General features: G+C 47.2%; 25 protein-coding genes, 1 tRNA gene and 1 riboswitch. Of the genes, 16 read left to right on the top strand and 10 right to left on the bottom strand.

The window, feature by feature from the left end; translation table 11 throughout:
• Positions 1 to 2 precede the first annotated feature (2 nt).
• The 5 genes from gcvPB to lpdA all read left to right on the top strand — a co-directional run bounded on the left by gcvPB (position 3) and on the right by lpdA (position 5574).
• Positions 3 to 1454, top strand: coding sequence for an aminomethyl-transferring glycine dehydrogenase subunit GcvPB (gene gcvPB, locus SATMO3_RS28850; protein ID WP_371381817.1), 1452 nt, complete (start codon positions 3 to 5; stop codon positions 1452 to 1454).
• Positions 1442 to 2275 (top strand): radical SAM protein, encoded by an 834-nt coding sequence (locus SATMO3_RS28845; RefSeq protein WP_371374577.1) that lies wholly within the window; start codon positions 1442 to 1444, stop codon positions 2273 to 2275. The genes gcvPB and SATMO3_RS28845 overlap by 13 nt, the downstream gene beginning before the upstream one ends.
• On the top strand, positions 2272 to 3228 hold the full coding sequence (locus tag SATMO3_RS28840) for a radical SAM protein (protein WP_371374575.1): 957 nt from the start codon (positions 2272 to 2274) through the stop codon (positions 3226 to 3228). Before SATMO3_RS28845 ends, SATMO3_RS28840 begins: the two co-directional genes overlap by 4 nt.
• Positions 3229 to 3259: 31 nt before the next feature.
• Positions 3260 to 4084: a biotin/lipoate A/B protein ligase family protein gene (locus tag SATMO3_RS28835; RefSeq protein WP_371374573.1), complete on the top strand. Its 825-nt coding sequence runs from the start codon at positions 3260 to 3262 to the stop codon at positions 4082 to 4084.
• Positions 4085 to 4173: 89 nt separating this feature from the next.
• On the top strand, positions 4174 to 5574 hold the full coding sequence (lpdA, locus tag SATMO3_RS28830; protein WP_371374570.1) for a dihydrolipoyl dehydrogenase: 1401 nt from the start codon (positions 4174 to 4176) through the stop codon (positions 5572 to 5574).
• A 71-nt stretch (positions 5575 to 5645) separates the two neighbouring features.
• Here lpdA and SATMO3_RS28825 read toward each other — a convergent pair whose 3' ends face one another.
• Together SATMO3_RS28825 and SATMO3_RS28820 are read right to left on the bottom strand one after the other, a co-directional pair.
• Positions 5646 to 6590 carry a magnesium transporter CorA family protein gene (locus tag SATMO3_RS28825; RefSeq protein WP_371374567.1) on the bottom strand — a complete coding sequence of 315 codons (945 nt, stop codon included), beginning with the start codon at positions 6588 to 6590 and terminating at the stop codon, positions 5646 to 5648.
• Between the two features lie 9 nt (positions 6591 to 6599).
• On the bottom strand, positions 6600 to 6902 hold the full coding sequence (locus SATMO3_RS28820) for a EutN/CcmL family microcompartment protein (protein WP_371374565.1): 303 nt from the start codon (positions 6900 to 6902) through the stop codon (positions 6600 to 6602).
• A 287-nt stretch (positions 6903 to 7189) separates the two neighbouring features.
• Positions 7190 to 7374: riboswitch (cobalamin riboswitch) on the top strand.
• A 110-nt stretch (positions 7375 to 7484) separates the two neighbouring features.
• Here SATMO3_RS28820 and cobI point away from each other — a divergent pair.
• The 6 genes from cobI to feoB all read left to right on the top strand — a co-directional run bounded on the left by cobI (position 7485) and on the right by feoB (position 13423).
• On the top strand, positions 7485 to 8207 hold the full coding sequence (gene cobI / locus SATMO3_RS28815; RefSeq protein ID WP_371374563.1) for a precorrin-2 C(20)-methyltransferase: 723 nt from the start codon (positions 7485 to 7487) through the stop codon (positions 8205 to 8207).
• Positions 8204 to 9259 (top strand): FecCD family ABC transporter permease, encoded by a 1056-nt coding sequence (locus SATMO3_RS28810; RefSeq protein WP_371374561.1) that lies wholly within the window; start codon positions 8204 to 8206, stop codon positions 9257 to 9259. The genes cobI and SATMO3_RS28810 overlap by 4 nt, the downstream gene beginning before the upstream one ends.
• A gap of 10 nt (positions 9260 to 9269) precedes the next feature.
• Positions 9270 to 10031 (top strand): ABC transporter ATP-binding protein, encoded by a 762-nt coding sequence (locus SATMO3_RS28805; protein WP_371374559.1) that lies wholly within the window; start codon positions 9270 to 9272, stop codon positions 10029 to 10031.
• Between the two features lie 214 nt (positions 10032 to 10245).
• A complete protein-coding gene (locus SATMO3_RS28800; RefSeq protein ID WP_371374556.1) occupies positions 10246 to 11148 on the top strand; it encodes an ABC transporter substrate-binding protein in 903 nt (300 codons plus the stop codon).
• Positions 11149 to 11287: 139 nt separating this feature from the next.
• On the top strand, positions 11288 to 11506 hold the full coding sequence (locus SATMO3_RS28795; RefSeq protein ID WP_371374553.1) for a ferrous iron transport protein A: 219 nt from the start codon (positions 11288 to 11290) through the stop codon (positions 11504 to 11506).
• 69 nt (positions 11507 to 11575) lie between these two features.
• On the top strand, positions 11576 to 13423 hold the full coding sequence (gene feoB / locus SATMO3_RS28790) for a ferrous iron transport protein B (RefSeq protein ID WP_371374550.1): 1848 nt from the start codon (positions 11576 to 11578) through the stop codon (positions 13421 to 13423).
• Positions 13424 to 13633: 210 nt separating this feature from the next.
• Here feoB and SATMO3_RS28785 read toward each other — a convergent pair whose 3' ends face one another.
• The 3 genes from SATMO3_RS28785 to SATMO3_RS28775 form a co-directional block, all read right to left on the bottom strand.
• Positions 13634 to 14005 (bottom strand): P-II family nitrogen regulator, encoded by a 372-nt coding sequence (locus SATMO3_RS28785; RefSeq protein ID WP_371374548.1) that lies wholly within the window; start codon positions 14003 to 14005, stop codon positions 13634 to 13636.
• A 246-nt stretch (positions 14006 to 14251) separates the two neighbouring features.
• Entirely contained in the window at positions 14252 to 14626 is a 375-nt protein-coding gene (locus SATMO3_RS28780) for a P-II family nitrogen regulator (protein WP_371374546.1), read from the bottom strand.
• Positions 14627 to 14669: 43 nt separating this feature from the next.
• Positions 14670 to 16085: an ammonium transporter gene (locus SATMO3_RS28775; protein ID WP_371374543.1), complete on the bottom strand. Its 1416-nt coding sequence runs from the start codon at positions 16083 to 16085 to the stop codon at positions 14670 to 14672.
• Positions 16086 to 16473: 388 nt separating this feature from the next.
• On the opposite strand from SATMO3_RS28775, the gene SATMO3_RS28770 reads away from it, so the two are divergent.
• A tRNA-Sec gene (locus SATMO3_RS28770) sits at positions 16474 to 16570 on the top strand.
• A gap of 116 nt (positions 16571 to 16686) precedes the next feature.
• Here the strand turns inward: SATMO3_RS28770 and xerC are convergent.
• From xerC to SATMO3_RS28755, 3 genes are read right to left on the bottom strand one after another with little or no spacing between them, the layout of a single operon-like run.
• The gene (xerC, locus tag SATMO3_RS28765) at positions 16687 to 17913 is read right to left on the bottom strand and encodes a tyrosine recombinase XerC (protein ID WP_371374541.1); all 1227 of its coding nucleotides are present in this window, start codon (positions 17911 to 17913) and stop codon (positions 16687 to 16689) included.
• Between the two features lie 18 nt (positions 17914 to 17931).
• Entirely contained in the window at positions 17932 to 18993 is a 1062-nt protein-coding gene (locus SATMO3_RS28760; RefSeq protein ID WP_371374538.1) for an ImmA/IrrE family metallo-endopeptidase, read from the bottom strand.
• Positions 18994 to 18995: 2 nt separating this feature from the next.
• Positions 18996 to 19358, bottom strand: coding sequence for a helix-turn-helix domain-containing protein (locus SATMO3_RS28755; protein ID WP_371374536.1), 363 nt, complete (start codon positions 19356 to 19358; stop codon positions 18996 to 18998).
• A gap of 163 nt (positions 19359 to 19521) precedes the next feature.
• On the opposite strand from SATMO3_RS28755, the gene SATMO3_RS28750 reads away from it, so the two are divergent.
• From SATMO3_RS28750 to SATMO3_RS28735, 4 genes are all read left to right on the top strand, one after another.
• Positions 19522 to 19776 carry a helix-turn-helix domain-containing protein gene (locus SATMO3_RS28750; RefSeq protein ID WP_371374532.1) on the top strand — a complete coding sequence of 85 codons (255 nt, stop codon included), beginning with the start codon at positions 19522 to 19524 and terminating at the stop codon, positions 19774 to 19776.
• 40 nt (positions 19777 to 19816) lie between these two features.
• Positions 19817 to 20059: a helix-turn-helix domain-containing protein gene (locus tag SATMO3_RS28745; protein WP_371374529.1), complete on the top strand. Its 243-nt coding sequence runs from the start codon at positions 19817 to 19819 to the stop codon at positions 20057 to 20059.
• A gap of 65 nt (positions 20060 to 20124) precedes the next feature.
• Positions 20125 to 20862 (top strand): hypothetical protein, encoded by a 738-nt coding sequence (locus tag SATMO3_RS28740; protein WP_371374526.1) that lies wholly within the window; start codon positions 20125 to 20127, stop codon positions 20860 to 20862.
• A 4-nt stretch (positions 20863 to 20866) separates the two neighbouring features.
• Positions 20867 to 21256, top strand: coding sequence for a hypothetical protein (locus tag SATMO3_RS28735; RefSeq protein ID WP_371374524.1), 390 nt, complete (start codon positions 20867 to 20869; stop codon positions 21254 to 21256).
• Between the two features lie 84 nt (positions 21257 to 21340).
• Here SATMO3_RS28735 and SATMO3_RS28730 read toward each other — a convergent pair whose 3' ends face one another.
• Both SATMO3_RS28730 and SATMO3_RS28725 read right to left on the bottom strand, forming a co-directional pair.
• Positions 21341 to 22069, bottom strand: coding sequence for a hypothetical protein (locus SATMO3_RS28730; protein WP_371374521.1), 729 nt, complete (start codon positions 22067 to 22069; stop codon positions 21341 to 21343).
• Positions 22014 to 22535: a hypothetical protein gene (locus SATMO3_RS28725; RefSeq protein WP_371374518.1), complete on the bottom strand. Its 522-nt coding sequence runs from the start codon at positions 22533 to 22535 to the stop codon at positions 22014 to 22016. Before SATMO3_RS28725 ends, SATMO3_RS28730 begins: the two co-directional genes overlap by 56 nt.
• Positions 22536 to 22540: the final 5 nt, after the last annotated feature.

Here is a 22540-nt window from a genome sequence, read left to right as displayed (position 1 = left end):
GTATGGGACAGAAAAAGGCCTTAATTTTTGAGTTAAGCAAACCGGGCCGGTGCGCCATTGACCTGCCGGTCTCAGACGTGCCGGCAGTGGAGGCGGATACCTTGATTCCCGCCGGTTTTTTACGGCAGGAGCCGGCTAAATTGCCTGAAGTCAGTCAGCCGGACCTGATGCGCCATTACACCGGTTTGGCCGGGCGGAATTTCGGCGTGGACTCCGGTTTTTACCCGCTGGGGTCCTGTACTATGAAATATAATCCTAAAATTAACGAAGACGTCAGCCGGCTGCCCGGCCTGGCTCAGATTCATCCTCTGCAGGACAGTGAAACTGTGCAGGGGGCTTTGGAAATGCTCTACAACATGGAACAGTATCTGGCCGAAATCGCCGGCATGGATGCCGTGACCATGCAGCCGGTGGCCGGCGCCCACGGCGAACTGACAGGTCTTAAGCTCATTCGCGCCTTTCACCGGCACCGGGGGCAAAACCGGACCAAGGTAATTGTGCCGGACTCGGCCCACGGCACCAATCCGGCTACTGCAACGGTCTGCGGCCTCGATATTGTGGAAATCAAATCCCACGCCGACGGCGCTGTTGATCTGGAAGCCTTACGTGCGGCGGTCGGCGCGGATACAGCGGCGCTGATGCTGACCAATCCCAGTACGCTCGGACTGTTTGAAAAAAATATCGAAGAAATCGCTAAAATTGTGCATGATGCCGGCGGTCTTCTTTATTATGACGGCGCCAATGCCAACGCCATTATGGGTATAACCCGCCCCGGAGATATGGGCTTTGACGTAGTGCACTTTAACCTGCACAAAACCTTTAGTACGCCGCATGGCGGCGGCGGGCCGGGTTCAGGACCGATTGGCGTAAAAAAAGAACTCATTCCTTTCCTGCCGGTACCGGTTATTGTTAAGGAACACGATGCTTACCGCTGGGAGGAAGACCGGCCGCTCAGTATTGGCAAGGTGCATTCTTTTTACGGTAACTTCGGTGTTATTGTCAGAGCCTACGCCTATATCCGGGCCATGGGGCCGGACGGTTTGCAAGCCGCCAGCCAGGATGCAGTACTCAATGCCAACTATTGCCTCCATCGGCTTAAAGACGCTTTTCATGCGCCGTTTGACCGCTTTTGCATGCATGAATGCATCCTTACTTCCAAGCTGCAAAAGGACCAGGGTGTCCGCACGCTGGACATTGCCAAGCGTTTGCTGGATTATGGCTATCACCCGCCTACCATTTACTTCCCGCTGATTGTCGAAGAAGCCATGATGATCGAACCAACTGAGACGGAAAGCAAAGAAACACTTGACGGGTTTATCGCCGCGATGCGCCTGATTGCCGCCGAAGCAGCCCAGGATGCGGCGCTGGTCACAGGCGCGCCGCGCACAACAGTCGTCGGCCGTTTGGATGAGGCCACTGCTGCCCGTAAACCGGTGGTAAAATGGCAAGGGTAGAGCGCCTGCCGCTGCCGGACACCATCTGTTTTGCGTATCCGTCAAATACCAAGCCGGTGAGCGTGACAGGCGCTGAGTGCGAGCTTAATTGCGCCCACTGCGGCGGACACTATCTGCGGCATATGCAGCCACTTAATGATATAGCTTCAGCTAGCGCTGACAACAGTGCCAGCTGGCTGGTCAGCGGCGGCTGCCAGGCCAATGGGGCAGTGCCCGTCGGTGATCATCTCGATAAACTGGCAGAGCTGAAACAGACAAGACGGTTTAATATGCATGTCGGCCTGGTGAGTGAAAGTGTGATTGAACAGTTAGCGCCGTTGGCCGATTGTGTATCGTTCGATTTTGTGGCCGATGACGCCACCATTCAGGAGGTATTCGGCAACCAGCGCACGTCTGAAGATTATGTGGTTTGCTACCAGGCGCTTAAGAAAAGCGTGCGGGTATTGCCGCATATCTGTATTGGTCTTAAAGGCGGTGAGATCAGCGGTGAGTATCGGGCTTTGGAACTCCTGCGGGAATTGGGGGCTGAGGCGTTGACCTTTATCGTCTTTATGCCGACCCGCGGCACGCGCTACGCCGACAGGCAGCCGCCGGCGCTTAAAGAGACAGCCCGCCTGCTAAGCCATGCCCGCCTGCTGTTTGCCGATATTCCGCTGAGTCTGGGCTGTATGCGGCCTGGCGGGCGATACCGGGAAGAACTGGACAAATGGGCTGTCCGCACGGGCTTTGACAGCCTGGTCAATCCGGCGCCGGCCGCTGTTAGACTGGCTGAAGCGCTGGGGCTTACCGTAATCCGCAAAGAGGAGTGCTGCGCCTTATGAGTCTCTGGAAACTGTCGGCCGGTACGGCGGCTGCTGTTGGCAAAAAACAGCTCAAAACCGATGTCCTGCCAACAACGGCTTATGTTATGCTGGGGGAAAAATGCCAGAACAACTGCCGGTTTTGCGCCCAGTCCCGGGACAGCTCGGCCCGGTCCGATATGCTGTCCAGAGTTACCTGGCCGGAGTTTCCGGCAGCCGATGCGACCGGGGCAATTGGCGCCGCCTACCGGAGCGGGCGGATAAAAAGGGCCTGTTTACAGATTGTCAAGGGCAGGGAAAGCTGGCAGGAAAGTATAGCGGCACTGGCTGCTTTGACCGGCAAAAGTGATATTCCTGTCTGTATTTCCACCGATGTGGCGACAGTTGCACAGGCTAAAGAGTTAATTGAGCGGGGAGCCGACCGCGTATCGATAGCCCTGGATGCGGCTACGGCCGATATCTACGGAGAGGTCAAGGGCGGTCAATGGGATAAACGCTGGCAGCTATTACTGAGCTGCGCTGCGGAACTGCCCGGACGGGTCAGCACTCACTTGATCGCCGGTCTAGGGGAAACAGAAAAAGAAATGGTTGGCACAATGGCTGCCTGCCGGGAGAAGGGAATTCATGTGGGCTTGTTTGCCTTCACGCCGGTGCGGGGCACCGCGTGGGAAGAAAAGCAGCCGCCGGCCATTGGCCACTACCGGCGGTTGCAGATTGCCCACTATCTGTTAAGACAAGGTTACTCAGGAGGTATTTTTCAATTTGCGGACGGAAGGCTGACAGGCATCAAGTTGCCGGCCAGAGAGCTGGCGGCTTTGCTGGCTGACGGCAAAGCCTTCGAAACCAGTGGCTGCAGCGGCTGTAACCGTCCTTATTATAATGAACGGCCCGGCGGGGTTATGTATAATTATCCGCGTCCGCTGACCCCTGCGGAAATAACCCAGGCCCTTAAGGAGGCGGGACCGTTATGGTAGCGGTTGGCTGGAGGAAACGGAGGCTTACTGTATGAAATGGCGGGTTGTTACCAGCGGTATCGGTTCTGCGGCTTATAATATGGCCGTGGATGAAGCCATCCTGAAAGCGCATGCCGCCGGCAAGGTTCCGCCGACAATTCGTTTCTATGGCTGGAATCCGCCGGCAGTCAGTCTGGGTTACTTCCAAAAGGCACAGGCCGAGGTCGATATCAGCGCCTGCCAGCGCCGGGGCATTGCGGTTGTCAGGCGGCTGACAGGCGGGCGGGCGGTGCTGCATGATCATGAATTTACCTATAGTATTGTAGTCAGTGAGAAGCAGCCGCTGATACCGCCTACCATTACGGCCTCGTACCGCTTTTTCTGCCAGGGTTTGCTGGCCGGACTAGAGACTTTGGGGATAGCGGCTGAGATGAGCGTCCCTGTGGCTGCCTATGGGCAAAGTAAACGACGGCCTGCTTCTGCTGCCTGCTTTGATGCACCGTCGCATTACGAAATTACTCATCATGGCCGCAAACTGATTGGCAGCGCCCAGGTGCGTAAAGACGGGGTTATTCTGCAGCACGGTTCACTGCTCTTGCGCTTTGTGCCCGGGCAGGTGGCGTCCCTGCTCAATCTGCCGTCTGACGAGGCCCGGGACCTGGTGGCCGGCATGCTGGCCAGACGGGCAACCTCTCTATATGACGCCGCCCGGCGGGAAGTAAGCTGGCAGGAAGCCTGTAAGGCCATGCAGGCTGCTTTCGGGCCGGCATTAGGAGTGGAACTTGAACCTGACGGGCTTTGCGCGGAAGAACAAGCGAGTGTCAGGGAACTAGCGGCGGCTAAATATAGTCAGGACAGCTGGAATTTACTGCGCTAGGGAATCAGGCATAAATCTGTTTGCTAGCCGGCCGGAGTGAGCGTAATATAGGGCCAAAGCAAGCCTTTGGGCTATGTAGGAGGATCAACATGAGCTATGATGTAGCCGTTATTGGCGGCGGTCCAGGCGGATATGTGGCTGCTATCCGTGCTGCGCAACTGGGTGGCAAAGTATTATTAGTGGAAAAAGAAAGCCTGGGCGGGGTATGCCTGAACAGGGGCTGTATTCCTACCAAGACATTGCTGAAAAGTGCGGAAAAATGGGAAGATTTGCAGCGCTGCGCTGAATTTGGCCTTCAGGCCGGTGAGGTCGGCTTTGATTTTAGCTCAATTGTGGCGCGGAAAGATAAGGTAGTCGCCGGTCTGCGGGCCGGTATTGAGCAACTGGTGAAAAGCAATGCTATTACCGTACTCCACGGTACAGCCGTACTGACAGGCGCCGGCAGCCTTGCAGTGAGTACGGCGTCCGGTACGGAAACTTATGAGACCGGTAAAGTAATCGTTGCCACCGGTTCGGCGCCCAGCTCGATACCGGTACCGGGACGGGAGTTGGCCGCTGTTCTTACCAGTGATAATTTGCTGGAACTTACGGAGGTACCTAAAAGCCTGCTGGTAATTGGCGCCGGGGTGGTCGGCCTTGAATTTGCTTTTATTATGAAAGCGTTTGGCTGTGAAGTCACCATCGTGGAAATGCTGCCAACCATTTTGCCGATGGTGGACAGCGACATAGTGAAACGCATCGGGCCTGTACTGCGCAAGCAGGGAATAAAAACGGTGGCCGGGGCCAAAGTGACGGCGATTGAGGAGGCCGCTGGCGGCGTGACGGTAAAAGTGTCTACTGCCAAGGGCGATCAGGAATTTGCAGTGGAAAAGGTACTTGTAGCGGCAGGACGCCGGCCGGTAACCGAGGAGCTGGGGCTGGCTGAGGCTGGCGTTTTCTATGACCGGACAGGTATTAACGTCAATGAGCGTATGGAAACAAATATTCCGGGCATCTACGCCATCGGCGATGTAACCGGCCAAAGCATGCTGGCCCATGCCGCCTCGGCAGCCGGGATTGTTGCTGCAGAGAATGCCATGGGGTTAAACTCGGTTATGGATTATCGCGCAATTCCCAGTTGTATCTTTACTACCCCCGAAATCGCCATGGTAGGGCTTACGGAGGCGGAAGCCTCAAACCAAGGGCTGAGCTATACCATCGGCCGGTTTAATTTTGCCGCCAACGGCAAAGCTGTGACCATGGGGGAACCCGACGGCTTGGTAAAAATAATCGCCGCTGCTGAAACCGGCAAAGTACTGGGTATGCATATTCTGGGGCCGCATGCCAGTGATTTGATTATGGAAGGGGCTCTGGCCATTCAGAATGGCTTAACCGCCCGGGATATTGCCCATACCGTCCACCCCCACCCAACTTTGTCGGAGACCGTAATGGAGAGTGCCCATGGCACTTTCGGCGAAATCATCCATCAGGTTAAGATGAAGCCCAGATAGAGAAAGTGCGCCTAAGTGAGAACAAGGAAACCCGTGACAGGATGTGCAATCCCGGTCGCGGGTTTGGTCTTTTATAACATGCCTTTTTTCCGTAATACCAGGCCGGCCACGCTGCTGGCAGAGATGCACAGCAGAACCACTGTCCAGAAGCCTGTTTCCGTGCCCTGAAGCGGCACGATGAGGCTCATGCTCCAGAAGCTGGAGATCATGGTTGGAATAGATAACAGGATAGTTACCGCCGCCAAAAATTTCATAATATAGTTTAAGTTGTTGGAAATGACCGAAGAAAATGCATCCATCATACTGCTTAAAATATCGCTGTAGGTTTGTACTAGCTCGAGTGCCCGGCGGTTTTCAATAATGACGTTTTCAACAATATCCTCATCGGCTTCGTCCATTGGCAGGAGATGACGCATCTGCGGATTGGAGCGCAGCCGGAGAATGCTTTCCAGCACGATAACGTTAGCCCGTAAAGCTGCTGTAAAATAAGTCAGGCCTTTCTCCAGATTGAGCAACTGGAAGACTTCTCTGTTGGTGGTGGATTTGCGTAAATGCACTTCAATTTCATCAGTGCGCTGCCGAATGGAGTGAATATGCCGCAAAAAAGCATTGCCTGCCTGATAAAGTATCTGGAAAAAGAACCGGGAACACTTGCGGGTGTCGAATTCGGGGCCGACATTGTCAGGAATAAGCGTGGAAGGTTCCAGGCTTATTGTGATGGTTAATTCCGGTGCTAAAATGATGCTGAGTGGAATTGTATCGTACTGATCGGCACTGCGAGCTAACGGTATGTTAATGATAATAAGCACACACCGGTCATGGAGTAAAACACGCGGACAGCTGTCTTCTTCAAAAGCATAGCGCAATAGCTTATCCGGGATCGCCGTGGTCGATGAGATCAAAGCAAATTCCCCGTTCGAAGGCTGGGCGGCTTTCAGCCAGGCGCCCTTTAAGACTGAAGGGTCAAAGGGAACTTCCTCTAAGCCTGTAGCGCTGCTGCGGTAGGTTGTCAGCATAGCGGCGGCCTATACCTTATTGACCCAGTATTGTGATTTGGAAATACCCTCCAGTTCGATGTGTTCAACAATACCGACTATGGCAGCATCCACGGCGCTGTCTTCGTTTTGCATAATTCTGCGGGCCGAGCTGCCTGTCAGTACCAGCACGGTTTCGCCGTTGCCCGCTCCTACAGTATCAACGGCCACTTGTAAACTAATTGTATTCATGCCATCCAGATTCAAGGGCTGTACGATGAGCAGCTTGCTGCCGATAAGGGTATCATTTTTCGTTGGAGCGACAACCGTGCCGACGACTTTACCAAGCCACATAATAATCCTCTCCTAAAAGTAAGCTTAGTCTTCCAAAAAGGGATTACCCTCATCGGAAAGTTATAAAAGGATATATGATACTATATTTTTGACTAAGGGCCCTGTTTCCTATGTGGTTTTTTGTGCTATCATAGTGGATTATTGCGGCTGAGAATAAGCTGGGCGGAACTGCACTATAACTATGCCAGGAAAGCGTCGGAAAAACCTGGAAAAGCAGCGGCTTCCAGGGGTATTAGCGGTAAACTATAATTTTCTTGACTTTTCGTAAAGTTAATCATACAATCTAAGTAACTAAACATGGAACAGGTGCCCGATTGGGCTTAATAGGGAAGCCGGTTTAAATCCGGCACGGTCCCGCCGCTGTGATGGGGAGCCAACTGCAACAAGCCACTGAAATAGTGTACTATTTTGGGAAGGCGCAGTTTGGCTATGAACCTAAGTCAGAAGATCTGCCTGTTTGACAATCACCGTTTTTCACCCACGAGCGATGGGGAGGGGGTTTGCGCGTTAGCTTGGGCAAAATTCTCTGTCATACCGTTACGGTGACAGGGATTTATTTATTTTAAGGAGTTGTTTTAGATTATGGCAGGGATTTTTTACGGCGTTGGTGTAGGGCCTGGCGACCCCGAATTACTCACTTTGAAAGCTATTAATGCAATAAAGTCGGCAGATGTGGTTATTGCTCCCCGTACCGAAAAAAAGGACGAGAGTACAGCTTTGTCCATTGCCAGGCCGTATCTGCAGGAAGGCACCGAGATTTTGGAACTGGTATTCCCGATGAACTATAACGCGCAGGCATTGTCAGATGCCTGGGTCAATAATAAAACCACTATCCTGAAGTTATTGGACAGTGGTAAAAAAGTGGCTTTTCTTACACTGGGTGATCCCATGCTGTACAGTACCTACATGTATGTTTACCGGCTGCTTGAGGCTTCCGGTCATCAAATTGTTAACATTCCCGGCGTTAATTCTTTTTCGGCAATCGGCAACCGCCTAGGTGTGCCGTTGGCAGAAGGCGGCGACATCTTAAGCATTGTTCCGGCCACTATTGATGATGAACGGTTGGAAAAGGTGCTGGAAGTTTCCGATAATGTTGTGCTTATGAAGGTATATAAGAACTATACAGACATTGTTGAAAAACTGCATAAACACGGCATGGTGGAAAATGCCGTGATGGTTTCCAAATGCGGTCTGGAAGGCGAGGAAATTGTCCATGACCTGGCAGCCGCCGGCACACAAAAGGTGAATTATCTGTCAACCATTCTGACAAAACGCTCCAAAGTGAGTAAACACGCATTGGCATGAGTAGTACATTAACGGCGCTCCTTAGCCGTCAGCGCTCCAAAACCCGCCTGGCGGGGGGGATACTGCTGGCGGCTATGGCGCTGTTTACTTTGGCCGCTGTTGGTTTTGGACGTGCTGATATCAGTATGATTGATGTGGCCTCTGTTATTTACGGTAAAATATCGGGCAGCTCTGACGCCTACAGCCATATTGGCGCAGCCAAGACGGCTATTATCTGGGATATTCGGCTGCCGCGCATTTTAGCGGCCGTTGCCGTCGGCGGCGGTCTGGCTGTGGCCGGTGTGGTGTTTCAGGCGCTGTTAATGAATCCGCTGGCTGATTCCTACACCATGGGAGTATCTACCGGTGCGGCTTTTGGCGCCAGTGTGGCTATCTATTTGAATATTTTTACGCAGGGAGGCCTGCCGGTTACGGTGTTTGCTTTTGGCGGCGCGGTAGCTACTCTTCTTGTCGTCATGTCCATGGCCCGGGTAGGCGGCTATGTTTCTTCGGCCAATCTGGTGATTGCCGGGATTATTGTCAGCAGTATTTTATCGGCCGCTATCAGTATGGTCAAAAGTCTGGCCGGTGAACAGGTCTCAGCCATTGTATCCTGGCTCATTGGCAGTCTGGCCGCTAAAAGCTGGGAGCATGTCCTCTACGGCTGGCCGCTGATTTTATTTGCCTGTTGTCTGTGCTATTATTATGCCGAAGACCTTAATATTGTTTCTCTGGGTGACCGGGAGGCCCGCAGCCTGGGGATTAACGCTTCCCGCCTACGGACAATTCTTTTGGCGGCTGGGGCGCTGATTACGGCGGTATGTGTGGCCATTGGCGGCATTATTGGTTTTGTCGGTCTTATTGTACCTCATATGGTCAGGATGCTGACCGGATCGGATAATAAGGCGCTTATCCCCCTCTCAGGGCTTACCGGCGGCATTCTTTTACTTACCGCCGATACCTTTGGCCGTTCAGTCGGCAATATCGAAATTCCGGTCGGTGTATTGACAACCCTTTTGGGCGGTCCCTTTTTTGTTTATATATTCAGGATGCGCAACAAGACGCTGCAATAGGAGCGTTACTATGATAAAAATTGAAAATGTTAGTTTTAATTATGCGGCCAAAGAGGTTCTCAGAGATATCAATCTCGAGATCAGGCAAGGCAGTTTCAGTGGCATCGTCGGACCAAACGGTTCAGGCAAAACAACACTGCTAAATATTATCACCGGACAGTTACCGGCTGCAGCCGGAACAATAATGCTAAAAGGGCGGGATATCGGTTCTTATCGGATTGAAGAACTGGCCCGCCATATTGCTATTGTACCGCAAAATATGGATATACGCTTTCCCTATACCTGCCTGGAGATAGTAAGTATGGGACGGACACCGTTTAAATCAAGGCTCTCTGGCCTTACCGACGAGGACCTGACCATCATTGAAAATGCCATGCGTCTTACAGACACACTGGATTTTGCCGGCCGGCTGGTTACCGAACTCAGCGGCGGCGAGCGCCAGCGGGTGCTTTTTGCCAAAGCGCTGGCGCAAAAACCCGAGATTTTATTCTTGGACGAGTCGTTTTCCAATATGGATATTTATTACAGCATTAAGTGTCTCAACCTTTTAAGGGAACTTTGCGCCAGTCAGGGATTGACGGTTGTGGCCATTATCCATGACCTGAACCTGGTAAGCGCCTTTTGTTCCGACGCTGCGGTTTTAAAAGCAGGGCGGCTGGTACAGTACGGCAAGGCGCCTGCTGTGCTCGCGCCGGAGCTTATCCGGGAAATTTTCAACATTCGGGTTGTCCGGGCCGGTGAGACAGGACTTGCTGTGCTTGCCGACATATAAGAACAAGAGTTGCTCCTGCCTCGATAGAAAATCCAATAAAGGATTATTGTCCAGACAGGGAGTTGGTAACGCTTCGCCGCTGGTGCTTAATCTACGCTGTTACCAGCACCCTGTTTGAAAATCTTTATTGGCTGTCATATATATTTAATGGGGGATTAGTCAATGAAAAGCAAACTATGGATGGTTGTGATTTTTGTTCTATTGGCGTTAGTCTTTGCCGCTGAGTGCGGCGCCAGCAAACCGAGTCGCTGGCACTGGTGACGGGACGATAAGAATAACCGATGACTTAAATCAGACCATTGTCCTTAAAGCACCTGCCAAGCGTATCATTTCGCTGTATTCAGCTCATACCGAAAATCTTTTGGCATTGGGGCTGGAGGCTGAAATCATCGGTGTCAGTACCACGGAAACCGAGCCGGCAGCTAAGAATAAACCCGCTTTCGACTATCGCGCCGACCCGGAAAAGGTCCTGGCGGCCCAGCCTGATCTAGTTGTCATCAGGCCCTTTGTCAAACAAAGCAATCCTGATTTCGTCAAAACACTTGAGCAGGCCAATATCAAGGTTGTCTGTCTCTATCCCGAGAAATTTGAGGAATTTGACAGTTATATTCAGAAGCTGGCGGTACTGACCGGCCGGGAACAGCAGGCTGCCGACAAGTTAGCGGCTTTCCATAATAAGCTCAAGACGGTGGCTGAACATATTGCCAAGGTACAGGCTAAGAAACGAGTGTATTTTGAAGCAACGGCTACCGAATACCGGACCATTACTGTCGACAGTATGCCGGGTACGGTGCTTAAGCTGGCCGGCGGCAGCAATATAGCGGCCGATGCTCAGCCGTTAAAAGCGGCCAGCAGCATTGCCGCCTACGGCAGCGAACGCTTGCTGATGAAAGCGGAGGACATCGATGTTTTTCTGGCGCAGCGCGGTCCTATGAACCCGGGGATAACGCCGGATATTATCAGGCAGCGTCCGGGCTTTGACAAGATCAAGGCTGTGCGGGAAGGAAAAATTTATATTGTGGATGAAAAGCAGGTATCCAGCCCGACTTTCCGGTTGGCCGACAGTGTGGAACAGTTGGCTAAAATGCTATACCCGGAAGTATTTGCCGGCTCGTAAAAATCAAATCCTACTTGACAACTTATGATTAAAACCATATAATGAAATTGATAATAATTGTCAGTTATATAACAATATTGTTGGCAATTATTTTTTACATAACTATTGATAATGATTATCACTATTGGAGGAAACAGTTATGACACTGGCTCAAGCAAAACGAGGTCAACGGCTGTTGATCGCTGCTATTCCCAACCCGACTGTCCGGGCACAAGCAATCCGTTTTGGCATTTCCGAAGGCGCTGAAGTAGAGTGTTATGAGAAGCTGCCGGCAGGTCCTGTGGTTGTTGGCAGAGGCAAGCAGGAGATCGCTATCGGCCGGCGTTTGGCTGAGAGTATTGAAGTAAAGCCGGCCTGAGTGATTAAAAACTATATATAGTAAGGTTTGCAGTCCGGGTGGGACTGCCGTAAGTCATTGGAGGAGAAAATGAGTCACTGTCATGATAATTTAAGTCATATAGACATTCCTGAAGGTGCGAAAAAAATCGTTCTCGTAGGCAACCCGAATGTCGGCAAGTCTGTTTTTTTTAATGCATTAACCGGTATGTATGTGGATGTGTCTAATTTTCCGGGTACAACCGTAGATATATCACACGGACGCTTTAATAAGGATGTAGTAATAGATACTCCCGGCGTATATGGAATTTCCTCATTTAATGATGAAGAAAAGGTAGCCAGGGATGTCATCCTCTCGGCTGATTTAATACTGAACGTAGTGGATGCTGTTCATCTGGAACGCGATTTATTTTTGACCTTGCAGGTCATTGATACAGGTATTCCTACCATTGTTGCCGTTAATATGATGGACGAAGCCGCCGATCAGGGGCTTAAGATCGATATTGATTTACTGGAGCATCTCTTAGGTGTATCGGTGATATCTACGGTGGCAGTAAAGAGCCAGGGAGTTGACGAGGTAAAAAAACGCTTGTACGAAGCCCGTACAGGTATTATTCCTGTAGACCTTAAGAGTCACTTGCAGGGCATGCTTAACCGGATTGGTTCCTGGGGGGAAGCCCTGCTGGTACTGGAAGGTGATCCGCATATCGCTGAACGTCACGGCGTACCTGCCGGCGACATGCGGGAAGAAATCTATTATGCCCGGCGGCACCGGGTAAATGACATTGTTAATCATGTAGTAAGCCAGACTGAGGAAGGCGCCAGTTTTGGCACCAAACTGGGACGATATATGCTCAGACCCTGGACAGGTATTCCGATTTTTGCTGCAGTGCTGTATGCCATGTACTATCTAATCGGGGTAGTTGTCGCCCAGGATATTGTTGGTTTTACCGAAGAAACCGTGATGCAGGGCCTCTATGAGCCGGCAGTGCGGGGGTTGATCGGACAATATATTAGTGAAGAATCTGTGCTTGGGACCATCCTGATCGGGGAATTCGGCCTTTTAACTATGACGGTCACCTATATTCTCGGGCTATTGCTGCCGCTGGTGGTAGGTTTCTACCTGGCGCTGTCCATTATGGAAGACTCCGGTTACCTGCCGCGGCTGGCTACCCTAGTTGACAGAATTATGACCAGTATAGGCCTGAACGGACGGGCGATTATTCCGCTGATCCTGGGATTTGGCTGTGTTACTATGGCCACCATTACTACCCGGATTTTAGGGACGAAGCGTGAACGGACAATAGCCACTGCTGTGCTAGGACTGGCCGTGCCCTGTTCGGCGCAGCTGGGGGTTATCGCCGGTATGCTGGCCGGAATTGGCACCACCTATATTGCAATTTATCTTGTCGTGATCCTGCTGGTGCTGGGCGTAACCGGCAAGCTTTTACACAAAGTATTGCCAGGTGAGTCTTCCGATCTGCTGATCGACTTACCGCCTATCCGCTTACCGCGCGGCGAAAATGTACTAAAGAAAACGATTACCAAGTCCTATGCTTTTTTGCTGGAAGCTACTCCGCTGTTCATGCTGGGAGCGTTGATTATTTCCATATTACAGATCAGCGGCCTCCTGGATGGCATTCAGGCAGCCCTGGCGCCAGTAACGGAAGGTATGCTGAAATTGCCTAAGGAAACGGCTACCGCCTTTATTATGGGGCTTATCCGCCGCGACTTTGGTGCGGCAGGGTTAACGGATATGGATCTTACCCCGGCTCAAACCTTAGTGTCTTTAGTAACGATTACTCTGTTTGTGCCTTGTGTTGCATCAGTTATCGTAATGTTTAAAGAACGCGGCAATAAGGAAGGCGCCCTGATCTGGGTCAGCTCCTGGGTATTTGCTTTTGTTATCGGTGCGATTGTAGCTGCTTTTGTTATTTAGTCTTTTCGTGAGGTGATTGGTATGGAGCGGCAAATTTGTCCCCAGTGCAAAATGACTTGTGAAGAGGGGGAAATACGTTGTCCCCGTTGCCACAAACTGCTCTTAACCGGTTGTAACGGAAATTGCAGTAACTGTAAAGCAAAAAATAAATGTTCGGAATAAAAATGGCCACAGAGTCAGTATGCTGACTCTGTGGCCATTATAAATCTGCTACTTAGGCATATCGGCCGGATCAATGATGGCGATATCGCCTTCTTCGCCGGTGCGGATGCGGACTGCGTTAGTGATCGGGTAGACGAAGATTTTTCCGTCACCGATTTTGCCGGTATGGCAGGCTTTCTTGGCGGCCTCAAGCACTTGCTCCACAGGAACTTCGCAGACAACGATTTCGATTTTAACTTTGGGGACCAGATTGACGCTATATTCCTGACCCCGGTACACTTCGGTGTGTCCTTTGGTCAGGCCGCAGCCATAAACTTGTGTTACGGTCATACCGGTCACGCCGATTTTGTTCATAGCTGTTTTCAGGTCTTCCAGTTTCTCCGGCCGGGTAATGATATCAATTTTAGTAATTGGTCGCATGTGGTTTCCTCCTCAATGAGAGTAACAATTATTTATAGTGTAAGTCATCAGGGGACTTTTGGCAACAATTTCATAAGGTGAATGAAGTCTGGCAAAAACCCCCGAAGGCCGCCTATTGAGGAGATACATAAAAGCGAAGGTGGAAGCCGATGTTGCTCTAATCCGGACGAAAGCTATACTTTCTATAGGACAACAAAGAACCCCAGAGTTAGTTTGTATGCTAACTCTGGGGTCGCACCAGCTTATTTAGTCCTTAGGCATATCGGCCGGATCGGCAATGGCGATATCGCCTTCTTCGCCAGTGCGGATACGAACCGCATTGGCAATTGGATAAACGAAGATTTTACCATCGCCAATTTTACCGGTACGGCAGGCTTGTTTGGCAGCTTCCAATACCCGTTCAACAGGAACTTCGCAAACAACAATCTCGATTTTTACTTTGGGAACCAGATTGATGCTGTATTCCTGGCCCCGGTATACCTCGGTATGACCTTTGGTTAAGCCGCAGCCATATACTTGGGTTACCGTCATGCCGGTAACATTGATTTTTTTCATAGCCTCTTTGAGTTCTTCGAGTTTTTCCGGACGGGTGATAATATCAATTTTAGTAATTGGTCTCATGGCAATTCCCCCTTATTTTCAGCACAGATTGAAGGATTACTGTTTATGCCAGGGTAGTCTTTTTGGCAAGCGACTCATTGGCCGTAGGGCTTACTGCACCGCTGATATTGATGGGTGAGCCGGACATAAAGTCTTGATAAGCATAACCGCGTTCACCATGTTCGTTGACATCAAGACCTTGCACCTCTTCTTCTGCATTTGCACGGACTTGCATGAAGATGCCGATTACTTTAATGATAACAAAAGTCATTACAGCAGCAAATACCCAGCTGACACCAATACCGATAAACTGAGTAGTGAGCTGACTGGCGTTTCCGTAAAAGAGACCGTCAGCACCGGCAGGGTTAACTGCTTTGGAGGCAAAGAGGCCGGTAGCAATAGCACCCCAGGTACCGCCAATACCATGGACGCCAAAAGCGTCAAGTGAGTCGTCATAACCAAGTTTAGGTTTGATTACAGCAACGGCGAGGAAGCAGATAATGCCGGCTGCTAAACCAATGATTATTGAGGGAATAAGGCTGACAAAACCAGCTGCCGGGGTAATAGCGACAAGACCGGCAACACAACCGGAAGCAGCACCTAAAATAGTTGGTTTGCCATGATACATCCATTCGGTTAATACCCAGGATACAGTAGCAGCAGCGGCGGCTACCTGAGTAACAACAAACGCACTTGCGGCAAGGCCGTTAGCGCCAAGGGCACTGCCGGCATTAAAACCGAACCAGCCGAACCAGAGAAGAGAAGCGCCGATTACAGTCATCGGCAAGTGATGAGGCATTATAACGTCAGAGCCGTAACCTTTGCGTTTGCCAATCATAATGGCAACAACCAAGCCGGAAACACCGGAAATAATATGAACAACAGTACCGCCGGCAAAGTCAAGTACACCCAATTCGCGAATCCAGCCACCCACGCCCCATACCCAGTGTGCCATCGGGTCATATACAAAGGTAGTCCAGAGTAAAATAAACACTGCGAATGCGCCAAATTTCATACGTTCAGCAAAAGCTCCGGTGATTAAACCTGCAGTAATAATAGCGAACATTGCCTGGAATATCATGAAGGCCATATGAGGAATTGTTGCTGCATAGTCGGCATTGGCTTCCTGGCCAACCCCGTTTAAAGCAACCCAGTCCAGTGAACCGATGAGGTGATTGATATCAGGGCCGAAAGCCAGAGAATAACCGAATAATACCCATTGGACTGTTACGAGACCGAGACAGAAGAAACTTTGCATAATTGTGGTCAGCGCATTTTTAGTTCTGACCATACCGCCATAGAAGAGTGCGAGTCCAGGAGTCATAAGCATAACAAGTGCAGCGCTCAATAGAACGAAGGTAGTGTCACCGGTATCCAGCTTGGCTGCCTCAGCCGGTGTGTCGCCGTCAGCAAATGCTGCTGGCACGAAGATAGCCATTAAAAGCAGGCATAAGGTAAAAATAGTCCACAGCTTTTTCATTTTAAATCCCTTCCTTTACATTTTAATAGTTTTAGGCTAGCGGCGGATCTCCTAATAAATACACACCTCCTCGACTGTAGTCTGGAAAATAGAAAACGCCCTAAAGGTAAGAAGCCTTTAGGACGTCATTGTCCAGAGCCGATAGGACAGAAAAAGCCTTCGCATTAGTTGCGAAGGCTTCATTGCCTAAATGATTAAGTTGATGTACTTAATATAACAAACAGGGCAGGACGCTGTCAAGCGCAAAAAGAAAAAAAGTAAAAAATGTTTTTAGAAATAAAGAATATAAGTTAAGTGTATGCCCGCAGGAGAGGTTTTGCTTGAAAATTGCTGAAACAACTTGTATAAAAGCTTACGTGCATGATATATTATAAAGGAAACATAACCTGGGAGTGGATGGGGCCTGGTGGCTCCTGCGGTCTTCAAAACCGTTCGTTCGGCACTAACCTGCCGTTGGTGGGTTCGATTCCTACACACTCCCGCCATAGGAAATACGCGACTCTTGGGGTTTTTGCCCCAAGAGTTTTTTGCGTTCCCATGGGCTTTTAAAGTGTGTTGGGAACGGTTTTGGGAACAGCAGGATATAAAAAATAAATCACATTTACTTCTTTTTAGCCTTTTTTGGTGATTCTTTAAATAGGATACTATTCATTTTTTCTGCCATGTTTTTGCTTGCTTCGTCGAAAGAGTGAACATAGATATTCATGGTGGTACCGATAGTTGAATGGCCTAATAGCTTTGATACCTCTGCAGCTGACGCATTATATTTAATTAACAAACTGGCTGCGGTGTGTCTCAGTCCGTGGAAGGTAACACGAGGTAGGCCCATTTTTTCGACCCAGTTGGGAAACGCAGTGCTCACTGTGTTCGGCTTAAGACGGGTACCAAGGTATGTGGTAAATACGGCATTGTCTTCATCAATCCATTTGTCTCCTAAGAAAAGTCTATATTCAGCTTGCTCTACTTTCCACTTTTCTAAGAGCTTAATGACTGGTTTTGGCAGTGTTACTTTTCGTATAGAGGTTTCATTTTTCGGTAGTTTTTCAAAATTATTAAGTTTGGGAACGTATTGATATGTTTTCTGTATATCGACTTCTCCAGTCTTCAGGTCTACCCTGGGCCAAGTTAAGCCCAGTACTTCACCTAGACGAGCTCCGGTGGAGAGGGTTAAAAGAATTAGTACCTGGTCGCGTGTAGAGCGCTTTAGGAGTTCGGTATGTAGGATAGTAGCCTCATCTTCGGAAAAGCCCTTCTTAGTCTTCTTTTTAATTTGGGGCGCTTCTACAGATGATACTGGGTTTACGACTATATATTGCCAGTCCTTAGCTTTTTCTAGGATAGAGTGCAATAACCGGTAGTGATGAAGGATAGTCTGGTCGGAAAGAGGTTTTTGTTTCTTTTCTTCATCCTTGGTTTTGGTTTTTCTCATGCCTTCTTCACTCAGGTTTTTCAAAAACTCTATAATCTGTTTCGGTCGAATATTCTTCAGTCTAAGGTTCCCCAGGGAAAAGATTATTCGTTCGAGCAGCTGATCGTAGCGCCATACAGTTTTTGGTGCTAATTTTTTTCTTTCGACATGGAGCGGCTTCCAGGCCTTATCAATAAAATCTTTTAGTTTGATATTTTCTAGATCGGTTACGGTTCCTTTTTCTACTTCGGCCGTGAATAATGCAACCTGTTTTTCAAGCTCTTTCTTATGCTTCTCACTGTTCGGATCGCCGGGTACTTTGATGGTGCGGCGATACATGACACGCTTACCGCTGGTATCGGTGCCGCCTGAGATAGTTACACGGTATGAGTTTTTACCGCGTGGGGTGATGTTGGCCATACAAAATCTCCTCCTATGTTAAAATGGTGGGTCATTTGGATCATAGTTCCAACCCTTTAAAAATCCACGCCGATAAAATGTTGATTCCTTACCGCAAAAGGGGCAATAGCGCGAAGATCCATCTAAAGTTGTTTGACAACCTTCAACCCAATATTCTTCATTATGTTCATCTCTATCCCAATATCCTGCACAAAAATTAATTAAATTAGTTCCACATATTTTGCAAAAGCTACCCTCGGGATGTATATCTTCATTATTACACCTTGGACATACAACAGCTTTAGATTTTGCGTCCAGTATAATCTCGTCATATATCATAAACCCCACTCCCTTTAATATTGTATATGACCAACCATCTGGAGAAATTTCCATAAGGTCATTACCGCAAATATGACAGAATCGTTGTTTCTCATTAACAATTCCTAAACAATTCGTACAATAGCTATAATGAGCTATATAATTATCAAGCTCATATTCCCTAGCCTTTTTCTTAGACACTATGTGTATTTCGGTTACCGGCTTGCCACACATGTATTGATATATCTCATATTCTAAATTATTAATGCGGTTTTGAATAACTTTTGATGTAACATTAAACATCGTAGCTAGAGTTGAGGAGATACTATAAAGACTCCACAAATCACGAGCGTACTTTCTTGATAAAGATACATATTCAGGTATAAAAAGTTGGTAGGGAACTAAGGCCTGAGCTGCACCCTCGTTTGCTTGCCACTCCTGAATTTTGTCCTGATTAATACTAGCCTTCTCCGAACAAATGCAATGAAATGCTGATCCCTTGTGAAATGAATAATGAATTAGTTCATGCATGCAATCAAAGTTTTGCATAAATTGGTCTCGTTGAGCATTAAGAGCAATAGAAGTTCCTTTTATTCCCTTGCTCAAAATACCGCATATTTGCATGGTTTTAAAATCAATTACTTCGAGGGTGAGGTTTTGGCAATGAGTATAGGCAATATCGATAGAACTTAACGGGTAATTTGCATGAGTTATGTTTAAATCTCTTAACAATTTATCAACATTACTATACAAAATAGCCTTTGTCCAAAATCTATCTGCCATATTTAGTTGTCTCGCTTCCGTGCTCTTTCAAGAAAATCTAATGCCAAACGAATATCGTCAGCATCATAACCTTTATTTTTTGCATCTTGCATAACTCTAAAGAAAGATTGATCTAATTGCTGGTCACTATCTGAGTCTAAGTATCCAGCTTTTATTAGTAATTCCTTCTCGGTAACCATTAAATGCGGAGCTAATTTCTTTAAAGTTGCAGGTGAAGGCTTTTGATCAGCTGATTCAATTCTAGACAATGTAGCTTCGCTTACACCAGATAATCTGGATAGTTCAGCCTTTGTCAATCTTCTACCCTCATAAAGTTTTGTAAAATATTTGGCAAACTCTACTAGTGAATTTTGATTATTACCCATAATGTACACTCCTTTCTCTAACTTTATTGTACTTATGTTTTTGCGCCAGCGCAAGAAAATATACTCTTGCGCAAATGAAAATATTCTTGCGTCGATGTAATTGTTGTGCTATTATTTACTTGCGGGCACGAAAGAATACACGCGCCCGGGGAGGAGGGGTGCAATGCATAAGAACAAACCCATTATTCAATTAGATATTGAAGCATTTCTTTCTTACCAAAAAGAAAAAGGATGGAATGAGTCTGAAACTGCGGTGAATTTAAATGTATCACCTGAACAACTATGGAAAATCAAAAAAGGAAAGCATAATCCTGGCCAGGATTTTATAGCGGGGGTTTTATCAGCTTTTCCAGAATCTAGCTTTGATGACTTTTTTATTGTACCAAATTCCTTGCGAGCGCGCAAGAAAGTAATATAGCTTTTAGTATTTTTAAAAAAATTTAAAAAGGGTGAACGAAATGAGTGAAGTAAATAGCCTGCTTTTACCAATGTCGTTAAAACAAGCCTCGATTGAATATTTTCAAGGCAAGGTTAGCTACAGCAAACTTCGTGCAATGGCAAAGGCAGGTACATTGCCAGTTACCAAAATCGGTGGTCGCTACTTTGTTAGAAAAGATTTGCTAGACGCTTGGTTTGCCCAGCAGCAAATAAAAACTGTTCCTGATAGTCAGTATGGGAAACTGCGAGTTATCAATGGGTAAACAGCAAGAAGGTGAAAGACAAGAGTTACTGCAACAAATTCGCGCGATTGTAGGTGGCTAAAAGCATGAATAACTTAACAATAACAACTCAATATTTACCTGCAGCCATTGAAGATTTGGCGCGGTTTATTTTAGTAGGACAAGAAAAACTTATTTCAGTTAAAGCGGAGATTCGGGCAATTACCAAGTTGGAACTTGCGGAAGATGTAAGAAATCAGAAGATGGAAGAAGCGCAAATGGTTAGTGAAGCTCTTTTAGACGCTCAAGTTAAAATAGGCGAGATAACAGATAAGCTACCAAAAGTAAGTGGCGGGGATAGGAAAAGTGAAAATTTCAAACTTCATCGCGGTATGAAATTTGATTCTAGCGAACTAACATCATCACCCTGCAATGACAAGATTGAAACTAAAGAGCAGGTTTGCGCAAAGCTTGGTTTCAATCGCAACCAAATCCACCAATTTGAAACCCTCGCCAACAACAAAGACATTGTCGAGCAAGTCAAGGCCGAAGCCCGTGAAAATGAGGATATCCCGACCCGTTTCCGCGTCTTGCAACTGGTTAAAGAAAAAAACAAACTGGTAAAACCTGACGTTGACCCAGATTTTAAGTATCATGCTTCTCGGTCAATTAACGAGGCTATCGGCAATGCCAGTGCGGTGCAGGTTGACAATGAAAGGCTGTCCTGTTGGTTTTGTAGCTTAAAAGATTCAGCAGAACATGACTTTCAATTACTAATGATTGATGATGCGATCCGGAATCTGCAAGTTATCAAAGCATATTTGACTAAACAGAAAGCGAGGTGAGTATATGAGCTTAATTAAAGAGGCCAGGAATTATATCATCAGTAAATTTGAAGAAAACCCAAGAATGAGTAAGGAAGAACTTAAAGACCTGATTCGGCCGCATTATATTGCCGACTATCCAAAATTAGTTGATCAGGATATAAACCGTATTGTTAATTATATTATTGCCCGCATTCGTGATGAAAACGGTGTAAGGCAAGCATTTGTCATTGATGATAGCGGCGAAAAAGCAGTTGTTCATATTGATAAGAGCAATGATTTGCGCGACATTAAGACCGTTTATAGTTCATTAGTTAAAGATCGTGATGGTCGTGAACGTTCCATCGCTAAAGTACGAAAACGCGGCCAGGAAGTTGCAGGGCAAATGGCTCTAATCTTTGATGATGCTTTATGATTCAGTTTTGACATTATGCTCAGGAAAAGCTGGCATAAAAAAACCGGCGATGTGCCGGAAAAAAGTTGAAATTTGATAACTTGATTAAGGTTTTTTAAGGGGATTAGGTATTAAATCTATTTTAACTTCATCACAGAATTGTTTAGTTGTATTAACCATGCTCTGATGTATTGCGCTTTGATAACTAGGTCTTCCAAATGCATCAGCACTTTTACCACTAACAGAGATGTCTTGTCTGTATAGATAGTCTTTTAAATTTACATCGATTACTTTGGCATTTAATTTTATAACAGCTTTATATGTTGCTGTCCAGAAGCTAGAACTAAAGTCAGAAGTACCAAAATTATAAATAAGTAAAACCACGTAATCATATCCGTATTTTTTGCCGAGAGACGAGACTATTTCTCGATTAACCATACTCATGTCAGAAATTTTTTCATCTTCCATACTTGTTAAAAGTGATTGATAAAATTGTTTGTCCTCTATTAGTGTATATTGTGCTTCTGGGAATTTCTTGTTAAGGAGCGATCTCAATGCAAGTGGAGTTTTTTCATGCAATTGAGTAAGGGAATCAGTGTTAATTACTAAAGCTATACGCGGTTTTTCAGAATGTATTTGATTATTTAATGAATTATCGCTTTCTCCCGTAGTCCTTTTAGAAACCGATATTTCTTGAGTATCTTTATCTTTTGATGAGTTATTTGAATTTGATTTAGCATAAGTGCTAATACTTTGGTTCGGATCAATTGCTGTTGCGTTACATATCGAAGAAGTCAGTAATAAAAGAAAACACATTACGACGATTTTTTTCATTAATACCCATCCTTTCGTTATATTCCTTTTTCAATTTAGCCGCATTAACTTTGGCGTATTCTGTTACTGAAATATACCACTGTTCAGAAACTGTTTCTGGCAAAATGGGTACCCATTTATTTGGATCATATGAACTGGTTATTTTTCGCGAAAGCTGTCCTGTTGCATCATAATCAAGAGAATCAAGTGAAAGTATTTCGGAATTGTGTAACCGGAATAGATAGTGACTTAAATTATAAGAATTATCACCATTAGTGGAAAGTGTTTTAATCCAGACATTTATCAATAATTCATCACGGTAGGGATCTTTTTCATATCGCAAGGTTTCTTTATCAAAGAGAGCTACAACTGTATCGTCGACCATGATATTTTCATAGCGTTGAGATGGCGGTGCCGAAAGGCCAGTAACAGGGAAGCAAATAAGAAGAAACAAGATAATACTGAAAAAACACTTTGTAACGCGCATACTAT

The sequence above is a fragment of the Sporomusa aerivorans genome, assembly GCF_041428895.1.
Classification (GTDB): domain Bacteria; phylum Bacillota; class Negativicutes; order Sporomusales; family Sporomusaceae; genus Sporomusa; species Sporomusa aerivorans.
This window is presented reverse-complemented; position numbering and strand designations above follow the sequence as displayed.

What these genes read in the sequence shown, in the direction of transcription:
- gcvPB (WP_371381817.1), top strand. Translation starts at nt 3, where the DNA reads ATGGGACAGAAAAAGGCCTTAATTTTTGAGTTAAGCAAACCGGGCCGG.
- SATMO3_RS28845 (WP_371374577.1), top strand. Translation starts at nt 1,442, where the DNA reads ATGGCAAGGGTAGAGCGCCTGCCGCTGCCGGACACCATCTGTTTTGCG.
- SATMO3_RS28840 (WP_371374575.1), top strand. Translation starts at nt 2,272, where the DNA reads ATGAGTCTCTGGAAACTGTCGGCCGGTACGGCGGCTGCTGTTGGCAAA.
- SATMO3_RS28835 (WP_371374573.1), top strand. Translation starts at nt 3,260, where the DNA reads ATGAAATGGCGGGTTGTTACCAGCGGTATCGGTTCTGCGGCTTATAAT.
- lpdA (WP_371374570.1), top strand. Translation starts at nt 4,174, where the DNA reads ATGAGCTATGATGTAGCCGTTATTGGCGGCGGTCCAGGCGGATATGTG.
- SATMO3_RS28825 (WP_371374567.1), bottom strand. Translation starts at nt 6,590, where the DNA reads ATGCTGACAACCTACCGCAGCAGCGCTACAGGCTTAGAGGAAGTTCCC.
- SATMO3_RS28820 (WP_371374565.1), bottom strand. Translation starts at nt 6,902, where the DNA reads ATGTGGCTTGGTAAAGTCGTCGGCACGGTTGTCGCTCCAACGAAAAAT.
- cobI (WP_371374563.1), top strand. Translation starts at nt 7,485, where the DNA reads ATGGCAGGGATTTTTTACGGCGTTGGTGTAGGGCCTGGCGACCCCGAA.
- SATMO3_RS28810 (WP_371374561.1), top strand. Translation starts at nt 8,204, where the DNA reads ATGAGTAGTACATTAACGGCGCTCCTTAGCCGTCAGCGCTCCAAAACC.
- SATMO3_RS28805 (WP_371374559.1), top strand. Translation starts at nt 9,270, where the DNA reads ATGATAAAAATTGAAAATGTTAGTTTTAATTATGCGGCCAAAGAGGTT.
- SATMO3_RS28795 (WP_371374553.1), top strand. Translation starts at nt 11,288, where the DNA reads ATGACACTGGCTCAAGCAAAACGAGGTCAACGGCTGTTGATCGCTGCT.
- feoB (WP_371374550.1), top strand. Translation starts at nt 11,576, where the DNA reads ATGAGTCACTGTCATGATAATTTAAGTCATATAGACATTCCTGAAGGT.
- SATMO3_RS28785 (WP_371374548.1), bottom strand. Translation starts at nt 14,005, where the DNA reads ATGCGACCAATTACTAAAATTGATATCATTACCCGGCCGGAGAAACTG.
- SATMO3_RS28780 (WP_371374546.1), bottom strand. Translation starts at nt 14,626, where the DNA reads ATGAGACCAATTACTAAAATTGATATTATCACCCGTCCGGAAAAACTC.
- SATMO3_RS28775 (WP_371374543.1), bottom strand. Translation starts at nt 16,085, where the DNA reads ATGAAAAAGCTGTGGACTATTTTTACCTTATGCCTGCTTTTAATGGCT.
- xerC (WP_371374541.1), bottom strand. Translation starts at nt 17,913, where the DNA reads ATGGCCAACATCACCCCACGCGGTAAAAACTCATACCGTGTAACTATC.
- SATMO3_RS28760 (WP_371374538.1), bottom strand. Translation starts at nt 18,993, where the DNA reads ATGGCAGATAGATTTTGGACAAAGGCTATTTTGTATAGTAATGTTGAT.
- SATMO3_RS28755 (WP_371374536.1), bottom strand. Translation starts at nt 19,358, where the DNA reads ATGGGTAATAATCAAAATTCACTAGTAGAGTTTGCCAAATATTTTACA.
- SATMO3_RS28750 (WP_371374532.1), top strand. Translation starts at nt 19,522, where the DNA reads ATGCATAAGAACAAACCCATTATTCAATTAGATATTGAAGCATTTCTT.
- SATMO3_RS28745 (WP_371374529.1), top strand. Translation starts at nt 19,817, where the DNA reads ATGAGTGAAGTAAATAGCCTGCTTTTACCAATGTCGTTAAAACAAGCC.
- SATMO3_RS28740 (WP_371374526.1), top strand. Translation starts at nt 20,125, where the DNA reads ATGAATAACTTAACAATAACAACTCAATATTTACCTGCAGCCATTGAA.
- SATMO3_RS28735 (WP_371374524.1), top strand. Translation starts at nt 20,867, where the DNA reads ATGAGCTTAATTAAAGAGGCCAGGAATTATATCATCAGTAAATTTGAA.
- SATMO3_RS28730 (WP_371374521.1), bottom strand. Translation starts at nt 22,069, where the DNA reads ATGAAAAAAATCGTCGTAATGTGTTTTCTTTTATTACTGACTTCTTCG.
- SATMO3_RS28725 (WP_371374518.1), bottom strand. Translation starts at nt 22,535, where the DNA reads ATGCGCGTTACAAAGTGTTTTTTCAGTATTATCTTGTTTCTTCTTATT.